The following is an 18,078-nucleotide window of genomic DNA, read 5'->3' as shown; positions in this document are numbered from 1 at the left end:
CCTCCGAGCAGGCCCGGCGTGGCGCGCGCCGCCGCGCCGGGTGGGCGCTCGGTCACGCCCGCCCGGGACCGGCTCGCCGGATCGGCTCCGGTTCGGGAACCATGGCGGTCATGACTGCTGCCGTACGCCGCCCGTCCCGGGCCGTCGCCGCCCGATCCGGGGCCGTCGCCGGGCTGCTGCTCCTGCTGGTCGCCCTGCTGCTCGTCCCGGCCACCCCGGCCAGCGCCCACGCGGTGCTGGTGAGCAGCAGCCCGGCCGCCTCCGCCGTGGTGCCCGACGCGCCCGCGCAGGTGGTGATCACCTTCAGCGAGAGCGTCCGCAAGGTGCCCGGGAAGGTCCGCGTGATCGCCCCCGACGGCTCGCGGGCCGACCGGGGCGAGCCGACGTTCCAGGGCGCCGAGGTCACCATCCCGGTGGACCCCGGCGCGGGGCGCGGCACCTATCTGGTGAGTTACCGGGTCATCTCGGCGGACAGTCACCCGGTCTCCGGCGCCTTCACCTACTCCGTCGGCGCGCCGTCCGAGCCGCCGACGGACAGCGGCACCGACAACCGGGCGAACCCGGTGACCGAGACCGCGGTGAAGGTGGCGAAGTACGCCGGCTACGCCGGGTTGCTGCTGCTCGTCGGCCCGGCGCTGGTGCTGGCCGCGCTCTGGCCGCGCCGGCTGTCCCGCCGCGGCCCGGCCCGGCTGGCCTGGGCCGGGCTGGGCGTGCTGGCGGTGGCGACGCTGGCCGAGATCTGGCTCCAGGTGCCCTACGTCAACGGCGGCGGCCTGTTCGACGTGACCGGCTCCGGGCTCGGCGACGTGCTCGGTAGCGCGTACGGCACGACCCACCTGGTCCGGCTGGGCCTGATCGCCGCGGCGGCGTTCCTGCTCCGGCCGCTGTTCGCCGGCCCGGTCGGCCGCACCGACGGGATCATCCTCGCCGTTCTCGGCGGCGCCGCGCTGTTCACCTGGCCGCTCGCCGGGCACGCGGCGGCCTCGCCGGCCCCGGCCGTGTCGGTGGTGGTGGACGCGGTGCACCTGGGCGCCATGGCGGTCTGGCTCGGCGGGCTGGTGATGCTCGCGGTGTTCCTGCTGCGCCGGGCCGACGAGCGCGAGCTGGACGCGATCCTGCCGATCTGGTCCCGCTGGGCGGCGCTCGCGGTGGCCGCGCTGCTGCTGGCCGGCACCGTGCAGGGGCTGATCGAGGTGGCCAGCCTCCAGGCCCTGATCGACACCACGTACGGGCAGCTGCTGCTCGCCAAGATCGCGCTGTTCGCGCTGGTGATCGGCGTGGCCGCGTACTCCCGGGCGCTGGTGCGGCGGCGCGTCGCCGCCGGACGGCCGGGCTCGATGCGGCGGGCGGTGGTGGCCGAGCTGGTGATCACGGCGGTGGTGCTGGGCGTGTCGGCGACGCTCGTGCAGACCACACCGGCGCGGACCGCCGTCGCGGACGCGCCGGGCGCCTCGCCCGGCTACTTCTCCACCACGCTGAGCAGCCCGATCTACTCGCTGCAGGTCGAGCTGGACCCGGCCGAGACCGGCAACAACTCGATGCACCTGTACGCCTACACCCCGGACAACCGGCCGCAGCCGGTGCAGGAGTGGAAGGTCACCGCCGCCCTGCCGTCGGCCGGGATCGAGCCGATCACGGTCCCGCTGCTGCCGTTGAGCGACAACCACGCCACCGGGGAGGTCAACCTGCCGGCCCGTGGTGACTGGCAGTTGCGCATCACCGTCCGCACGTCCGACATCGACCAGGCCACGGTGACCGCCACCGTGCCGATCAAGTAACGGGAAGGTCCCACTGATGATCCGTCTCCGGCGCTCCGCGACCGTCGCCGCGCTGACCCTGACCGCCGTCGCCACGACCGTGCTCGGCCTGGCCGGGCCGGCCTCGGCGCACGTCACGATCAACCCGGCCGAGGGCAAGCAGGGCGGCTACGGCCGGTTCGCCTTCCGGGTGCCGAACGAGAGCGACACGGCGTCGACGGTCAAGGTCGAGGTGAACCTGCCGGAGAACGCACCCGTCGGTTCGGTGTCCACGATGCCGGTGCCGGGCTGGACGGTGGCGGTGGAGAAGCGCAAGGTCGACCCGCCGATCGAGGTGCACGGCAGCCAGCTCACCGAGGCGGTGTCGAAGCTCACCTTCACCGCGGCGCCGAACGGCGGCGTGAAGCCGGGCGAGTTCCAGGAGTTCCCGGTGTCGATGGGCCCGCTGCCGCAGGTCGACACGATGGTGTTCAAGGTGCTCCAGACGTACTCCGACGGCAACGTCTCCCGGTGGATCGAGGAGCCGACGCCGGGCGCGGAGGAGCCGGAGAACCCGGCGCCGGTGCTCAAGCTGGCCGCCGCCGAGAACGCGCCCGCCTCGCCGGGCGCGAGCGCGCCGGCCGCCGCGGCGGCCGACGACGATGACGACGACGCCGGCTCCGGCGCGGCGACCGCCCTCGGGGTGGCCGGTCTGGTCGCCGGACTGGCCGGCCTGGTCCTCGGCGGTCTGGCGTTCGCGCGTACCCGGCGGGAGCCCGCGGCGAAGTCCTGAACGCGAGCGACGCACCGGCCCGGCGGAACGATCCGCCGGGCCGGTCGCCGTCCCGGCCGGGTGCCGCCGATATCCGGCGATCGGCCGACCCGCGTCGGTAAGGTCTGGCGGGTAGTTGGCTACCGAGAGGGACGACGCGAATGCGTTTCGCACGCACGATCGCCGGCATGGTGCTGCTGGCGCTGGGGGTTCCGGCCCTGCTGGCCGGCGCCGGCCTCTGGCTCGCGGCCCGGCACGCCGACCCGGACGGCGGTTTCGGCGCCCGGTTCGAGCCGGTCCGCACGCCCGCCCGCGCGGTGCTGGTGACCGACGTGGACGCGCTGCTGCGCACCGACCTGCCGGTGGCCCGCACCGGGCAGGCCCGGCTGCACCTCACCGCACGGGACGATCACGGCCCGGTCTTCCTCGGACTCGCCCCGACCGACCAGGTGCGGCGGTGGCTGGCCGACGTCCCGCACAGCACCGTGCGCCGCGTCGCCGTCACCCGGGGGGCGCTTCCGGTCGATCTCGACCCGGCGACCGCCGGCGACGGTGTCGCCGTGCCGCTGGCCCAGCCCTTCTGGGTACGCGAGGGCATCGGCTCGCTGGAGTGGAGCCCGGCCGAGCTGAGCGGCCGGTCGTTGAGCCTGGTGGTGATGCGCGTCGACGGCGCCGACGGGCTCGACCTGCGGATGCGGGGCGAGTTGCGGGCCGGCTGGTTCCCCGGGCTGGCGTGGGCGCTGCTGACCGGCGGGACGCTGCTCGTGGTCCTCGCCGTGGTGGTGCTCCTGCGGCCGCTGCGGCCGCGTGAGGTGGTCTTCGTGGTCGAGCCGGACCAGGTGCCGGTGCTGGCCGGGCGCCTCGGCGTCACCTCGCTGAGTGGGCTGGGCCGGCAGCCGGGTCCGGCGTCGCGGCCCGAACGGCATCTGGTGGCGGTGGGCTCGGGCACCCACGGGCGGACCCGCGCGGCGATCGCCCCGCCGCCCGGCCGGTGCCCGGACGACCAGGACTGACCGGAAGAACCGAACGGCCCTCCGCGCTGCCGACGCGGAGGGCCGTCCTCACCGGGGGATCGGTGCTACCTGGGAGAAATCTGAGGTAGTTGAGACCAGATTAGCGCTGATCGCCGTTTGTTGCGAGGTGTGTCCGTTCAGTCCGTGTTATCTGAGGTTCGTCCCGGTGGTGGCGGATCGGGAGCACCACCAGCAACAGCAGGCTGAGCAGCACGTACACGTTGCGCACGACGAAGTCGACCGGGTCGTCCGTGTGCACGATGGCGGTGCCCCAGTCCTGGAACGTCACCAGGCCGTACACGATCGGCAGGCCGACCACGGCGGCCAGCGCGAACAGCCCGCCCCGGCGGCGCGCCCCGGCCGGCGTCGCCGGATCGGCGTCCAGCGCCGCGTCGACGAGCACCACCACGGCGGGGATGAACCAGTAGAGGTGGTGGATCCAGGTGATCGGGCTGACCAGCCCGCCCACCAGGCCGGTCACTGTGAGCCCCACCAGCGCGTCCCCGGCGCGCGCCGCCCGCGCCGCGCGCCACAGGCCGAACGCGGCCACCGCCAGCGCGAGCAGCAGCCACAGCAGCCGGTCCGCCTCGGCCGACGCGGACAGGCGGCTGAGCAGCCCGAACAGCGACTGGTTGCCGGTGTAGTCGGTGCGGCCCACCCGGTCGGTGGCCCACAGCTCGTGGGTCCAGAACCGCCACGAGTCACCGGGCGCGACCGCCGCCGCCAGCAACGTGGCCGCCGCCGCGGTCGCCGCCGCCACCGCCGCCGCCCGCCACTTGCGGGCGACCAGCAGGTAGAGGACGAAGATGCCGGGGAAGAGCTTGAGCGCCGCGGCCAGTCCCACGCCCACGCCGGCCCAGCGTCGCCCCTGGGGTACGGCGAACAGCAGGTCGGCCAGGATCAGCACCACCAGCAGCATGTTGATCTGCCCGAGCGTGAGCGTCTCCCGGGTGCTCTCCACCGCCAGCACCAGCAGCACGGCGACCGTCAGCCCGAACCCGCGCGGCAGGTCGTGCCGCCGCAGCACCGGCAGCACCAGCCAGCGGGTCGTCACCACCACGGCGGCCACTGTCAGCACCACGAACGTGGCGACCGCGACGCCGAGCCGCAGATAGCCGAACGGCAGCAGCAGCAGCGCCGCGAACGGCGGATAGGTGAAGTAGAGCGCGCCCTGCACCCGGTCCGGCTGGACGTAGTCGTAGAGCGGATGCCCGGCCGCCCACCAGTCCATCGCCGACATGTAGATCTTCTGGTCGTAGTAGTCGTGGCGCAGGTTGGGCAGGTAGAGCGCCGGCAGGATCGCGACCAGCGCCAGCACCGTTACGACCCGCCGGACCGTACGCGCGCCCACGTCGCCGCGGGCGACGGCGGGTGGGGCGGCGGGTTCGGCTGGCACGCAGGAAACCCTAGCGGTCCACGTCGGCCACCGTGCCGAGGCGCGGGCGGGTCGGCGGCGCGTAGTCTGTTCCGGTGGCTGATCTTCTCGTCTGGATCGACTGTGAGATGACCGGGCTGGACCTGCGGCGGGACGCGCTGATCGAGGTCGCGGCGCTGGTCACCGATCCCGATCTCAACGTGCTCGGTGACGGCGTCGACGTGGTGATCCACGCCGACGACGAGGTGCTCGACGGCATGCCGGAGATCGTGCGCAGCATGCACGCCAAGTCCGGGCTCACCGAGGAGGTGCGCCGCTCCACGGTCACCCTGGCCGAGGCCGAGGACATGGTGCTCGACTACGTGACCAGCTACGTGAAGGACCCACGTACCGCGCCGCTGTGCGGCAACTCGATCGCCACCGACCGGGGCTTCCTGGCCCGCGACATGACCCGGCTCGACGCCCACCTGCACTACCGGATGATCGACGTGTCGTCGATCAAGGAGCTGTGCCGGCGCTGGTACCCGCGGGTGTACTTCGGGCAGCCGCAGAAGGGCCTGGCCCACCGGGCGCTCGCCGACATCCGGGAGAGCATCCGCGAGCTGGAGTACTACCGGCGGACCGTGTTCGTGCCGCTGCCGGGCCCGGACGTCGAGGCCGCGAAGGCGATCGCCGCCCAGCTCTGACGCCCGCGCCGAACCCGGTGGACGGGGTCGGCCGGAGTGTGGCTATTATTAGTCCGCGCACCGCCCGGGCAACCGCAAGCGGCGAGCATGGTGGCTGTAGCTCAGTTGGCAGAGCACCGGGTTGTGGTCCCGGTTGTCGTGGGTTCAATTCCCATCAGTCACCCCGATAGTGGATCTGCTCCACTGCCTGATCACGCCCCCTCCTCCGAGGGGGCGTGAGTCGTTTCAGGGGCACCGCAGGGGAGTCGTGGCCCCGCCAGTGCGCGTCTCCCCTGCGGAAGGCGTTCGAACTCCGGCTGGAAATCGACGCGATGTGCTTCCTGTCCGAAGAAGCACGCCTACACTGAGGTGGTAGATGGAGCCGATCAGTCCGCGGATGTGGTCGGAAGTCGGGCCGAGGACTCCCGGGGCAGACCGGGACCTCGGCCCCGCGCATGTTCACAGTCAGTGCAGTTCGATCTCGGACATCCTCAGTGTGGGCGTCAGCGGAGCGAGCAGCTGTTGCCCATGAGCTGAGCCGTGTGCGCTGCTGACCGCGCCGGCAACGATGTCCGGCAGCCACAGCAGCGGATCACTCTGCGGTCCGTACGGCCGCACGAAGTCAATCTTGATCCGTCCTGAGATGATCCGCCGCCGCTTGAACTGAGCAATGGCAGCGGTGTCCTTGGCGTTGAGCGACGCCGTGCGGGTCTCGATGCTCGAGTGTTCCACGCCTGCCCGGTCGAGTTGCCACAACATCTGCTCCATGCACAGCCGCCGGGCGCGTTCCTGCCGGGAGCTGTCCATGCCGGTTCCCATGACCACCACATGGACCGCTGCAGTCATGGACGCCACGGCCTGGACCATCTTGCGCCGTTCGCCGTCGGTCGCGTCCCGGTAGTGAACGCGGGCCCGGGGCGTCGGAGCCAGCCTGGCAGCGTCGAACCTGACCATCTCGACCTCGCCGGTCTATATCACCGCCGCTGCGAGCACGTAGATGCCGCTGCGGTCGGGCCGCTGACGCATCGACTCGTCGAGCCAGGCCGCGCTGCTCATCTGACCACCTCAACGACCGGCTGACGGAAGGTCCATGGCGCGCCCGGCCATGAGGGGAACGAGCGCGGTCCCGACAAGACATGGCCTGTGTGTCTCCTCACGACGAAGCCCCCTCCTTCCGGAGGGGGCTTCGTCGTGAGCGGGGTTCAGGGGGTCGGCTCGACGCTCGGCGTACCGGCGTCCGGCGTGGTGTCGGGGTCCGGGGTGTCGGCGGCCGGCGGCTCGTACGGCAGGGCGCTGCCCTTGACGTACTCCGCCCAGCTCATGTTCCAGTCGGTCCAGCCGTTGCCGTTCTGGAGCTTGCGCTCGGTGCCCTTCACCGTGATCGGGTCACCGATCCGGGTGTTGGCGAACAGCCAGTTGCCTTCCTTCATCGAGACGTTGACGCAGCCGTGCGACACGTTCGACCGGCCCTGCACGCCCTCGGACCAGGGCGCGGCGTGGATGAACTCGCCGCCCCAGGTGAGCCGCTGGGCGTAGTCGATCTCGGTGCGGTAGCCCTCCTCCGGGCCCAGCTCCTCCATGGTGTCGAAGACCGTGTGCCGGAGCTTCTCCATCACCACCATCGTGCCGCTGGACGAGGGGGTGCTCTTCTTGCCCAGGCTCACCGGGATGGTCTTGACCACCTTGCCGTCGCGGGTCACAGTCATCCGCTTGGTGCGGTTGTCGACCGTCATCACGAACGACGGGCCGATCTTGACGTCGACGGTGAGGTCGGACCGGCCGTACCAGCCGCCGCCGAGCGGCAGCCCGCCCGCCTGCACCTTGTAGCTGACGGTGCTGTTCGGCTTCCAGAACGTCTTGGGCCGGTAGCGCACCTCGGTCGGGCTCACCCAGTGCCAGATGCCCTCCTGGGCCGGCTTGGCGGTGACGATCATCCGGCGCTGCACGTCGTCGCGGTAGTCCTCCGGGATGGCCCGGCCGAACTTCACGATCAGCGGCATGGCCACGCCGACGACCTGGTTGTCGCCGAGGAAGCTGGTGACCCGGACCTGCTTGGCCGGCTTCGCCATGGTGGTGAACGTGCTGGTGGCGGTCGCGGGCTTGCCGTCGTCGCCGGTCGCCGTCACGGTCGCGGTGTACGTCTGCCCGTACTCCAGGGCGCCGGCCGGCAGCCAGCTCTTGCCGTCCGCGGCGACCGCGCCGTCGACGGCCTTGCCGGCGGAGTCCTTCACCTCGACCGTCGTCTCCTGCGCCTCGGTCGTGGTGAAGACGATGGCGGTGGAGGCGGGCACGTCCTTGGCGTCGGCGGCGGGCTCGCTGATCGTGGCGGCGGCCTTCGGGGCCTTCTCGCCACCGTCGCCGCCGCCCTGCCAGCTCGACGGCTTGCCGCCACCGCCGCCGGTGCAGGCGGAGGTCAGGGCCAACGCGGCGGCGAGCACCCCGGCCGCCAGCGCGCGGCGGCGGCCGACGCGCGGGGCGCTCCCGCCCCTGATCGGTTCGTCCTGGCCAGCTCGCATGATTCCCTCACAAGTGATGCCGTTCGGCGTCGTCTCAGGTCAGACGCGCCGGAGCGCTTACGCGTTGCCGGGCGTGAACCGGAACACCTCGCCGGGATGTAACGATTCCACGGCCGCCCGGCGCTTCGTCGGAGGTGGCGTGTCCGACCACGGTACGCCGGTCAGAACGGGGCGGACTGCCCGCCCTCCGGCACCGGCAGCGCGCTGCCGGCGACGAACTCCGACCAGCTCAAGCTCCAGGCAGTCCAGCCGTTGCCCGGGGCGAGGCGCCGCTCGGTGCCCTTCACCGTGATCGGATCACCGACGAGCGTCTTGCCGAACAGCCACCGCCCGTCGGCCATCGACACGTTGACGCAGCCGTGCGAGACGTTCCGGCGCCCCTGCACGCCCTCGGACCAGGGCGCGGCGTGGATGTACTCGCCGCCCCAGGTGATCCGCTGGGCGAAGTCGATCTCGGTGACGTACCGGTTGGCCGGGTCCGGCTCGCTGCGGGTGTCGAAGACGGTGGACTCCTTCTTCTCCATCACCACCATCGTGCCGCTGGAGGAGGGGGTGCTCTTCTTGCCCAGGCTCACCGGCAGCGTACGGATCACCGTGCCGTTCTCGGAGACCGTCATCCGCTTCGTCGCGTTGTCGACGGTCATCTCGAACGCGCGGCCGATCTTCGCGGTGGCGCTCCGGTCGATGTTGCCGTAGCGGCCGTTGCTCAGCGGGATCCCGGCCAGCGCCAGCCGGACGGTGATCGTGGTGCCGGTCTTCCAGTACTCCGGGGCGCGGTAGTACGCCTGGGTGCCGTTGTCGACCCAGTGCCAGGCGCCGGGCTGCGGCGGGTCCGTCTGCACGAACATCCGCTTCTGCACCGCGGCCCGGTCCTTCTTCGGGATGCCCGGGGAGAACTCGGCGACCACCGGCATGGCCACGCCGTACGTCTTGTCGCTGAACAGGTAGAGCCCGGAGCCGATCATCGACTTCGGCTTGGCCATCGTGGTGAACGTGCTGGTGCCCTCGTACGTCTGGCCGTCCTTGCCGGCGCCGGTGACGGTGGCGGTGTACTTCGTGCCGTACTTCAGCGCGGCCGACGGCACCCAGCTGGACCCGTCCCGTCGCATCCGTCCGGCGACGGCGGTGCCGTCGGCGGTGGCGAGCACCACCTTCGACACGGTGCCGCCGCCCGGGATGCGGGCGCTGATCTCGGTGCTGACCGGCCGGCTCGCCGCGCCGTCGGCCGGGCTGACAGTCAGCGCCGCCGCGGGGGCGCCGCCGGTCGGGGCGGCGCTCGGGTCGGCGGGCGCCGAGGCCGAGACGCCGCCGACCTGCTGCTGGCCGGGCTCGAACGCCGGCTTCTTCCCCTCGTCGCCGCCGCCGCACCCGGTCAGTGCCAGCGACGCCGTGAGGACCAGGGCGCCCACCGTCGCCCCGGCCCGCGAGAACCTGCCCATGCCCACCCCTGTCCTCACATGCCTGGCGGACATCGTGCCGTATCGACGCCATCTGACCCGCCCCGGCGCTGAACAGTCTGACCGTTTTGGTCGCTTTCGCCGGTTAAGCTCGACCGAAGGGGGGACCCCGGTATCGGATTGGAACCCGGCTCGGCGGGCGTGCTAATCTTCTTCCCGTTGTCAGCGAGCGCCGCTAGCTCAACTGGCAGAGCAGCGGACTCTTAATCCGCGGGTTCGGGGTTCGAGTCCCTGGCGGCGCACCAACGATCAAAGCCCCGACCTGGTGTCACGCACCGGGTCGGGGCCTTTTTCGCTTACGCGGGTCTCGTGTGCGTGTGGCGCGTACCGCTGGTTCTTCCCCGGGGTTGAAGGGCCAGACGTGTCCGGGCGTTAGGCGAGAGCTTCCGGAGCGCGCCGCCGCCACCACGCGGTGAAGAGGGTTACTACGTGCGTCTTGATCTCGTCCGTGATGATTTCGTGCGCGTCGTCCATGAGCGGCCTGACGGCGTGCTTGTAGACCTCTGGGTGGTGTTCGACCGAGGGGCAGGTGAAGATGGCCAGCATCCTCAGGACGCGCAGGGTGTCTGTTCCGAGGAGGGGAAAGTGAGCCTCCAGCAGCCTCGCCAGGGCTGACCACACCTTGTCCACGACAAGGCGGATTACGGCGTCGGTCACCAGCCGGGGCACCCCCGAACCGAACCGCTGCGACAACACGCCGGTGATGAACTGCTTGGCGGTATCCGAGAGCAGGTCGACGGCCTTGTTGATCCTCTCGATCAACTGGATCGGGGCCACCAACAGGCTGCACCACGTGTGATCGGCCAAGCATCTCTTGACCTCCCTGGCGTCAGCCTTGTTCCGGACGAGGCTGTCTATGCCGGCTGAGATCTCGGGCCACGTGTTCCCCATGACCTCTCGGCCGACGGTGTCTATCCGGCCAAGGTCTGATGACGTCGATGATGGTTCAACATCGCGGGGCAACCGACCGTTGATCTTGGCTCGATCGTCGGCGGCCCACAGGTAGTCGGCGATGTCCAGGCGTGCAAGGTCGAAGTAGACCTGGCGGTTGCGGGCGTTAAAACCCAGGCGTCCGGATCCTTGGTCTGCTTCTGCCTCTTCCTTGAGTTCGCGCCGCCGGTCGTCGCGTTTCTCTGGCTGGTCGGCGGCCAGGCTCATCCATGAGCCTTTTCCAGCCTGATCTTGCAGGTCAGCCCGGGTCGGCAAGGGGTGCTGATCGATGAGGGCGAGGCTCCAGGTAGGACAGCAAATCGACCAAAACCCGATGCCCCGACCGGGAGCCTCGCCATGCTGTCCTACCCTGCCACGATCCCGTTGTCCAACCGGACCCTGAACCACCTCGCCGAGCGAATCCGCGGCCACCGCCAGCAGCGCAAATCCCGGTGGAGGCGACTGACCCCGGGCCGCCAGGCACTACTCGCCCTGGCCCACCTGCGCAACGGCGACACCTACACCCGCCTCGCCGCCGGCTTCGAGATCGGCGTCGCGACCGCCTGGCGCTATGTTCAAGAAGCAATCGCCCTGCTCAGCGCTGCCGCCGAGGACCTGGACACCGCCATGCGGCGCATCCGACAACTGGCCTACGCGATCCTGGACGGCACGCTGACCCCGATCGACCGGGTCGCCGACCAGAAGCCGTACTACTCCGGCAAGCACAAACGTCACGGCGTGAACGTGCAGGTCATCGCGGATGCGGCCGGGCGTCTCGTCTGGGCATCGGCCGCGCTGCCCGGTTCAACGCATGACCTGACCGCCGCCCGCACCCACGGCATCATCGAAGCCTTGACCAGCGCCGATGTGATGACCTTCGCGGACAAGGGCTACCAGGGCGCCCGCGGCAGCCTGCGCATCCCGTTCAAGCGGCGCCGCTTCCGGCCGAAGCTGTCACGCCGGCAGAAGACGGTCAACCAGGCGCACGCGAAGATCCGCGCCCGCGGTGAGCGCGCGATCGCCACGCTCAAGACCTGGAAGATCCTGGCCAAGCTTCGCTGCTGCCCGCGCCGCGCTACCGCGATCGTGCAGGCCACCCTCGTCTTGCACCACGTCGAAGCCGCCCGCTACGCAGGATGAAAAAGGCTCCATCCTTGCCAGCCGTGTTGTGAGCCCCCGCAGCCGGAGCACTCGCAGCCCGGCCGTCGGGCGTTTGCGCAGTTAGCCCTGTGGGTGTTGGTCATCATCCGCAAGCCACCACCCGGTCTGTTGCACTCAAAGCGACTAGCTGATGACCTACGTAAGATAGTTATGGGTGCCAATGGGTGTCTGAAGGGGGTGGGGTGGCTCGACCCTTTCGGCCTCGACCTTCTGCGGGTGTTCTGCCTGTTGGGTGCCTATAGATCCGCTCCTTCGGCTGAGCTATGACGGATTATTGATAGACCACTCTTCCCTCATTTGCATTCACTTGCTTCGGTTGCGCAGGCCGATGACCAAGGCTCGGGCTGGACAGGTTGTGGTGCTCCGGAGCCTGTGCTGATCCCACGAGGGGACACCCTGAGAGCTCATCGTGGGTCTTTCGGATGCCACCCCAAGCGCCGACTCTGGATGGGCTGTCGACTCGGCCGCCATTGACTTGATGTGACGGCGCGGATGCGCTGTGCTGTCAGGTGGTCGTCGTCCGATCGGAGGTGATCGTGGCCGTGCAGGTGGATCCCGAGTGGTGGAGTTCGGGGCTGTGGAACGGCCGACCGATCCTCGAGCTCCTGCGACAACGTGACATCACTACGGTCTTCCGCTTCCTTCACGCCCGGGGCATGTCCTACGGCAGGATCGCCGCTCTCGTTGGCCTCTCGCCCCACCGCGCTACTGAAATCGCCAAGGGCGTCCGGCAGGTCACGGCGTACGAGGTGCTGGAACGGATCGCCGTGGGTCTGAATATTCCGCGTCCGGTCATGGGGCTCGGCCGCAACGAGGACAGCACTATGCCGCGCGACGTCAGCATCGAGACCGTGGCCGGTGGAGCGGATCGATCGCCTGCCCGTATGGGGAGCAGTGAGGCCGGAGGCCTGGTCAGACTCCGTCTGGGATTGGACGAGGCTCTGGCGGCGTCGAGTGTCGCCCCTCGGCAGCTTGAGCTGATCGAGCAAAGCGCCGGTTCGTCCATCGCGGAGGCCAACCAGCCGACCGCCTCCTCGAGCCGAACCGCCAGGGTGCGCGGCTGGTCTTGCCGCGGTGGTGCGGGTGATCCGGACGGCTTGGTGGGCGTGCGGAAACAGGATGTCGCCGCGATGTTCATGGAGACTGCCTTGGTGGTGCGGGGTCTCGTGGCGGCCGTGGCCACGGTCGCGGGATCGGTGGCCTACCGGGGTCTGCGCCAGGACGGTCTTGAGCTGGGCGTGCAAGGTCGGCTGCTTGGCCTTGACCGGGATCAGTAGATGGCCGCCGTGCCGTGTTTGGCGATCTTGTTCACGTGGCCGGTCGGCGTGTGCAGTTTGTCCGCGACGAATTTCAGAAACTTCAACCGATGCCGGGCAAGGAACTCCTGGGTATCCTCACCGTTTGTCAGGTTACGGCTATCGGAGGGGATGTCGCGTGCGGGCGATCGACCAGTATCGGAAGACCGAGCAGACGTTTCGCGAAGCCCCGGAGCCCTCTAGCCTCTACGAGAACATCGCTCAGGTCGATTTCGAGCTACGGTTTCTGACCCTATGCGTCGCCGGTTGCCTGCGGCAGAACGACCGAGAGGCGGTGAACCTGGGCCGTGCTCCAGGCTTCGGAAGCTGGACAAGCTATCTGCGCCGCTTCCTCTCGCTCGCACCGAACCTGCCGAGCACCCCGGCCGTACGCATTGTCACTAGTGCCGTGAGCCGAGTCCTCGGCGCGCTCGACTCCCGCTGGCCCAACGACTCCGGACTGACAAGCCTCCTGAAGCTGCGGAACCACCTAAGTCACGGGGGCCCCGTCCCCCATGAGCCGGATCGTTCGGCACTGGCAAGACATGTCAAGCGAGTTATCTCCGAGGTCACCGAGGCCGTTCACACGATGCTGGCCGACGCGGAGATGATGCAGGGTACGCGCACTGGCGACAGCATGTTCGGAGTGACGCTCGCCTGGCCGGACGGATGCCTTCCGCTGTGGCCGTTCGTGCTCTCCGACAACGCCGGAAGCTGGTGTCTCCTCGCCCAGTTCACCGGACTTCAGCCGGTCTATATTCGGCCCGGCGAATACGCGCCGGTCCGGTTCAATCTGGCCGACGAGGAGCTGGTGCATGCCATAGGCCAGTCCATCGAGGCGAAGAACGGCGACCGCGCGTTCGCCGCCTTCATTTCGGACGTGCGTGCCGACCTAGCCGGTTTTCGTGATCCGGACTTCGATCCCTACCACGATGAAATAGCCGGTGGTGTCGCGTTTTTCTGGAAACGCGCAACCAGTGAGGGAACCGAGGATCGCATCGACGGATTCCGGTTGGGCCCAGACGAGGCGCGGCAGTGGAAAGATGGTACACAGTGGCAGCCGTACTCGCACTTCCTCCGGCAGTTGGCGAACCTGACCGTGGTTGCTCGCAGGATCCGGCAGCAGCTTGTCGAACTCTACCAACAGTTGGTTACTGAGGAACAGACCGCGCTCGGCTGGGCTGCGATGCCGCCGAACCCAGTGGAGTCGAGAATCCGGATAAGAGATCTCTCCGGTCAACCGGCGGCCGAGAGCAGTGACATGCAGTCCTTCGACCAGCTCCTCACTCAGATCGACACCAGCGTCGAGTCACGAGGAACCCACACTCAAGTCTACTTCGTTACTGGTGAGGCCGGTATCGGCAAGACCCGGGTTCTCCTCAAAGCGGCACTCGACCGCGCCAGTCAGATCGAGGAGGGCAAGAGCCCGGAGGGCCCGCTCTTCCTCTACGTGTCGTCGGCCGGGCATGTTCTGGCTACATTACCGATGGTGGTGGACGCGGCGGTCACAGCGACCAGAAACCTCACCGAGGCCGCAGTTCGGGCGTTGTGCCGCAATGGCCTCATGGCACTCTTTGTCGACGGATTCGACGAGTTGCTCGGCGGCGTCGGTTACGACGACGCGCTGGGATCCTTGAGGCCCTGGATCGAGGATCTCGGCGGCCGCGGAGTGATCATCGTTTCTGCGCGCTCCTCTTACTACCTGAACCAGTACCGGTCCAGCATTCAGCGGGCTGACGGTTCACAGCGCCTCGCTGTCCGACACCAGGTGGCCGAGATCCAACGCTGGGACAAGTCCCTGGCGGCGCGCTTTCTGCAAATTAATGGCGTGCCGGAACGGGAGACCGCGGTCCTGAGCGAACAGGACCGCGATCTGCTAGGTCTACCCTTCTTCGCCAGAGTCTTCCTCGAGGATGTACGCAGGCGTGCGGCCAGCCGAGACGTCGAGGCCGCTGCCGGCCGGCCCCTGCCGCAGCGTCTCATCGATCAGTACATCAACCGGGAGATCGCGAAGCTCACTACCCCAGGCAGCAAACCACTCCTGACCAATATGGAGTTGGAACGAATGTTCGAGTATCTGGCCCAGCTGATGGCCGACCAGCGTGAGCGCGAGGTGTCCGTCGAGGAACTTCGGTTTGCCGCCTCGCTGGCGATCAATAGCGAGGATCTGGAGGTGCGCCGCGGCCTGACGAATCGTCTATCGGTTCTGTGCGGTGTCGCGTTCGCCGGGAACAGCAGATCCACCGAGAAGCGCTTCACCTTCCAACACGAACTCTTCTACGATCAGTTCCTCGCGAATGCAATTTTGGAGATGATTCGCAACGATAAACATGTCGAGTTTCATGACGTTCTGGCCAGCGTGGAATGGCGAGCCGCGACTGTCACGCATGTGGTCCGGTACAGCGCCGAAACTATCCCTGACCTTATGATCACCGAGATGGGCCAGACCCGGCACGTGTCGCCGGAGCGGCAGCAGACTTTCCGCAAGAACCTTGGTTCTCTCTGGGCTGAGGTGGCCCGGGTGCTTCGTCGCCTCGGTTCGGTGCGGATCCACGACGTCGAGTTCGACGTGCTGGATCTTTCGGACGTGACATGCGGGCAGCTGACCTTCGCCCATTGCGCCATCAACGAACTGATTCTGCCGTTGACACCGTGTATCAACTTCGACGACTGCGACATCGAGACCCTCCGGGTGAGGATGTTGATGCGGCTGGGAAATGTGACCGGACTGGATCCGGAACGGATCACGCTTCTGATCACCCCGCAGTCTTTTTGCGAGGGGACAGCGGATATCTCGCGCGAGTTGGTCCGGCTCGGTGTACCGCTGCAACGGGTGGCTGAGAGCCGTCCGGACAGCCAGTTCGCCAACCACGTCGACGTCTTCCTGTCCCGTGTCATCAGCCGGGCGGACTCGATCGTGGTCTACGAATCGGACTACCGCAGCGCCGAGGAACAGTCCGGCTGGCAACATCGCCATGGCCTCGACGTATGGAGGGATTTCGTCCGCTTGCTGGTCAACGCGGGCTTGGCGGATCTCGTACCGATCACGTCGGCCGGACCAGCGAAGGCCAAGGTCCGGTTCAAGGTGCCTCCCACGACGATCCGGGCAGAAGGCCCGGACAATGACAACGTCACCGCTTTCTGGAGTCAGGTCCGCGCTAAGCCCTGAGCTGAGCAGGCATCGTCGACGAATTGGCTCATGACCGGGTGCTCCACGGGTGCTCCGGCGCGATGGACGGACCAGCTTTCGACGGACTGGGCGGGACGCCGACCGGCCGAAGTCGGGGCGTGACCGCGAACAGGTGGACTCAGTCGGCCGGACTGGACGTCATCGCACGTTGTCCGTCTATCTCTTAATCCGCGGGTTCGGGGGTTCGAGTTCCTGGCGGCGCACCAACGAGCAAGGCCCTGAACAGGCGTTCCACGCCGGTCGGGGCCTTTTCGGGTACATCGCCGGCAGGCGGGACGGGCGCGCGCCGGGGCGACCGCCCGCGGGTGGAACGCCATGGATGTCAAACGGGCCGGGAGACACCCATGACGTTCCACCGAGGGGCGGTCAGCCCGGTGGCGGGGAGGGAACCGGCCCATGGGTGCGCCGCCCAAGTACCAGTCGTCGTGGACGAAGCCGCAGGCGTGCCGCCCATGTACAACTGGGACGGCACGAAGGTGATCGGGTACGCGTTCCTGGTGATCACCCGGACCTGATCGGCATTCGCCTGCGGCACGTGACGCCAGGGATGGAATGTGCGCGCCGAATCGGCCGGCAGCCCGGACACGATCCTCGTCTGAATCAGGGGCAACTCCGGCTCGGGCAAGAGCAGCATCGCCCGCGAGCTACGACACCGGCACGGCCGGGGATGCGCCCTCGTCGAACAGGACTACCTGCGCCGCATCGTCCTGCGCGAACGGGACAAGCCCGGCGGCGTCGCGCCCGCCCTGATCGAGCAGACCGTCCGGTTCGCGCTCGACCACGGCTACCACGTGGTCCTGGAGGGCATCCTGTACACCGGCCGCTACCGCGACATGCTGACCTCGCTGCGGGACGGCCACCGGGGGCGGTCGCTGTTCTGCTACCTCGACGTGTCGCTGGCCGAGACGCTGCGCCGGCATCTGACCCGCCCGCAGGCCGGTGACTTCACCGCCGAGCAGATGAGCGGCTGGTACGCCGCGCACGACATCCTGGGCTGGCCCGGCGAACTCGTCCTCCCGGAGAGCACCGGCTTGGAGCAGGCGGTCGAGACGATCGCGGCCGCCGCCGGGCTGCCCCAGCATTAGGCGGCGGCGCTTGCCCTTGCGGTTACTGAAGGGGGCAGGCTGGGATCATGTTGTCGATCAGCGAGTTCAGCCAGATGTGTCACCTGTCGCCGCAGGCGCTGCGCTTCTACCACGCCGAAGGGCTGCTCGTGCCCGCCGAGGTCGACGACCGGACCGGCCACCGCTCGTACGCCTTCGAGCAGGTGGAACGCGCCATGCTGATCACGCTGCTGCGGGACACCGGGATGAGCGTGAAGCTCGTCCGGCGTGCCCTCGACGAACCGGACCAGGCGCTCGCCCTGCTCGATCGGCACAGCGACGAGGTCAGCCGGGAACGCCAGGCGCAGGCGGACGCGATCGCTGCCGCCCGCGCCGTCTTCGAGGCGCAGCCGGAGCCGCGGCTGCGGCACGTGCCGGCCACGACTGTGGTGGCGCGGCTCGTGCCGGGCACGCCACTGGGCCGGGACGCGCAGGAGTGGGACCGGGCCGAGGAGATCATCCAGGCGGCGGCGGCCGAACTGGTCACCGCCGTGCGGCAGGCGGGCCTCACCTGCCTGGGTGAGCCGTGGCGGACGCTGACGCTGGAGACGCCGGAACAGGACCGGCGCGTACTCGACGGCACCGGGCCGTTCTGGACGGTCAAGGTCGCTGTGGCGGACACCCCGGAGACGCTGCCGTCCCTGCCTGCCGACCTGTTCGTGCAGACGCCGGACGCCCACGACGAGCTGTCCATCCTCATGCCGGGCCGCAACACCATGGCCAAGTACTGCACTGTGGTCCTGCGCCTGCTCGACGCCGTACCGCCCGACGGCGACCGGTTCGTCAACCTGGCGCGTCTGCGTCAGGAGGTCCGCCCCGACGGCGTGGTGAGCAGCGCGCCGGTCGAACGACGCCCGGAGTGACG

The 18,078-nt window shown here is 69.0% G+C and carries 13 protein-coding genes, 2 tRNA genes and 1 pseudogene; 11 read left to right on the top strand and 5 right to left on the bottom strand.

What is annotated here, in order from left to right:
• Nucleotides 1–101: 101 nt before the first annotated feature.
• The 3 genes and pseudogenes from O7542_RS20025 to O7542_RS30540 form a co-directional block, all read left to right on the top strand.
• The gene (locus tag O7542_RS20025; RefSeq protein ID WP_187693868.1) at nt 102–1,778 is read left to right on the top strand and encodes a copper resistance protein CopC; all 1,677 of its coding nucleotides are present in this window, start codon (nt 102–104) and stop codon (nt 1,776–1,778) included.
• A 16-nt stretch (nt 1,779–1,794) separates the two neighbouring features.
• Nucleotides 1,795–2,529 carry a YcnI family protein gene (locus tag O7542_RS20020; protein ID WP_043326141.1) on the top strand — a complete coding sequence of 245 codons (735 nt, stop codon included), beginning with the start codon at nt 1,795–1,797 and terminating at the stop codon, nt 2,527–2,529.
• Between the two features lie 647 nt (nt 2,530–3,176).
• Nucleotides 3,177–3,398, top strand: a pseudogene (locus tag O7542_RS30540) (hypothetical protein); the annotation flags it as partial.
• 223 nt (nt 3,399–3,621) lie between these two features.
• Here the strand turns inward: O7542_RS30540 and O7542_RS20010 are convergent.
• The gene (locus O7542_RS20010) at nt 3,622–4,917 is read right to left on the bottom strand and encodes a glycosyltransferase 87 family protein (protein ID WP_281605044.1); all 1,296 of its coding nucleotides are present in this window, start codon (nt 4,915–4,917) and stop codon (nt 3,622–3,624) included.
• 74 nt (nt 4,918–4,991) lie between these two features.
• On the opposite strand from O7542_RS20010, the gene orn reads away from it, so the two are divergent.
• Both orn and O7542_RS20000 read left to right on the top strand, forming a co-directional pair.
• Nucleotides 4,992–5,582, top strand: coding sequence for an oligoribonuclease (orn, locus tag O7542_RS20005; protein WP_082931010.1), 591 nt, complete (start codon nt 4,992–4,994; stop codon nt 5,580–5,582).
• A 90-nt stretch (nt 5,583–5,672) separates the two neighbouring features.
• A tRNA-His gene (locus O7542_RS20000) sits at nt 5,673–5,745 on the top strand.
• 281 nt (nt 5,746–6,026) lie between these two features.
• Here O7542_RS20000 and O7542_RS19995 read toward each other — a convergent pair.
• From O7542_RS19995 to O7542_RS19985, 3 genes are all read right to left on the bottom strand, one after another.
• On the bottom strand, nt 6,027–6,515 hold the full coding sequence (locus tag O7542_RS19995) for a hypothetical protein (RefSeq protein WP_281605043.1): 489 nt from the start codon (nt 6,513–6,515) through the stop codon (nt 6,027–6,029).
• A gap of 248 nt (nt 6,516–6,763) precedes the next feature.
• Nucleotides 6,764–8,077: an Ig-like domain-containing protein gene (locus tag O7542_RS19990; protein WP_281605042.1), complete on the bottom strand. Its 1,314-nt coding sequence runs from the start codon at nt 8,075–8,077 to the stop codon at nt 6,764–6,766.
• A 161-nt stretch (nt 8,078–8,238) separates the two neighbouring features.
• Nucleotides 8,239–9,516: an Ig-like domain-containing protein gene (locus O7542_RS19985; protein WP_281605041.1), complete on the bottom strand. Its 1,278-nt coding sequence runs from the start codon at nt 9,514–9,516 to the stop codon at nt 8,239–8,241.
• Nucleotides 9,517–9,703: 187 nt separating this feature from the next.
• Here O7542_RS19985 and O7542_RS19980 point away from each other — a divergent pair.
• Nucleotides 9,704–9,779, top strand: a tRNA-Lys gene (locus tag O7542_RS19980).
• Nucleotides 9,780–9,906: 127 nt separating this feature from the next.
• On the opposite strand, the gene O7542_RS19975 is transcribed toward O7542_RS19980, so the two are convergent.
• Nucleotides 9,907–10,692: a hypothetical protein gene (locus tag O7542_RS19975; protein ID WP_281605040.1), complete on the bottom strand. Its 786-nt coding sequence runs from the start codon at nt 10,690–10,692 to the stop codon at nt 9,907–9,909.
• A gap of 129 nt (nt 10,693–10,821) precedes the next feature.
• Between O7542_RS19975 and O7542_RS19970 the strand changes: the two genes are divergently transcribed.
• From O7542_RS19970 to O7542_RS19950, 5 genes are all read left to right on the top strand, one after another.
• A complete protein-coding gene (locus O7542_RS19970; protein ID WP_281605039.1) occupies nt 10,822–11,604 on the top strand; it encodes a transposase family protein in 783 nt (260 codons plus the stop codon).
• Nucleotides 11,605–12,161: 557 nt separating this feature from the next.
• A complete protein-coding gene (locus O7542_RS19965) occupies nt 12,162–12,902 on the top strand; it encodes a hypothetical protein (RefSeq protein ID WP_274477542.1) in 741 nt (246 codons plus the stop codon).
• A 157-nt stretch (nt 12,903–13,059) separates the two neighbouring features.
• Nucleotides 13,060–16,089, top strand: coding sequence for a hypothetical protein (locus O7542_RS19960; protein WP_281605038.1), 3,030 nt, complete (start codon nt 13,060–13,062; stop codon nt 16,087–16,089).
• Nucleotides 16,090–16,709: 620 nt separating this feature from the next.
• Complete coding sequence (locus tag O7542_RS19955; RefSeq protein ID WP_281606487.1) at nt 16,710–17,195, top strand: kinase; 486 nt, start codon at nt 16,710–16,712, stop codon at nt 17,193–17,195.
• 47 nt (nt 17,196–17,242) lie between these two features.
• The gene (locus O7542_RS19950) at nt 17,243–18,076 is read left to right on the top strand and encodes a MerR family transcriptional regulator (RefSeq protein WP_281605037.1); all 834 of its coding nucleotides are present in this window, start codon (nt 17,243–17,245) and stop codon (nt 18,074–18,076) included.
• The last annotated feature ends 2 nt before the right edge of the window (nt 18,077–18,078 follow it).

It is taken from the genome of Micromonospora sp. WMMC264, from assembly GCF_027497275.1.
Lineage (GTDB): Bacteria > Actinomycetota > Actinomycetes > Mycobacteriales > Micromonosporaceae > Micromonospora > Micromonospora chalcea.
The sequence above is the reverse complement of the archived record's forward strand: the minus strand, read 5'-3'. Positions and strand labels throughout refer to the sequence as shown.

Bases quoted from the DNA above. Each gene is read 5' to 3' on its own strand.
- O7542_RS19950 (WP_281605037.1), top strand. From the start codon at position 17,243: ATGTTGTCGATCAGCGAGTTCAGCCAGATGTGTCACCTGTCGCCGCAG.
- O7542_RS19985 (WP_281605041.1), bottom strand. From the start codon at position 9,516: ATGGGCAGGTTCTCGCGGGCCGGGGCGACGGTGGGCGCCCTGGTCCTC.
- O7542_RS19970 (WP_281605039.1), top strand. From the start codon at position 10,822: ATGCTGTCCTACCCTGCCACGATCCCGTTGTCCAACCGGACCCTGAAC.
- O7542_RS20020 (WP_043326141.1), top strand. From the start codon at position 1,795: ATGATCCGTCTCCGGCGCTCCGCGACCGTCGCCGCGCTGACCCTGACC.
- O7542_RS19975 (WP_281605040.1), bottom strand. From the start codon at position 10,692: ATGAGCCTGGCCGCCGACCAGCCAGAGAAACGCGACGACCGGCGGCGC.
- O7542_RS19990 (WP_281605042.1), bottom strand. From the start codon at position 8,077: ATGCGAGCTGGCCAGGACGAACCGATCAGGGGCGGGAGCGCCCCGCGC.
- O7542_RS19995 (WP_281605043.1), bottom strand. From the start codon at position 6,515: ATGGTCAGGTTCGACGCTGCCAGGCTGGCTCCGACGCCCCGGGCCCGC.
- O7542_RS20025 (WP_187693868.1), top strand. From the start codon at position 102: ATGGCGGTCATGACTGCTGCCGTACGCCGCCCGTCCCGGGCCGTCGCC.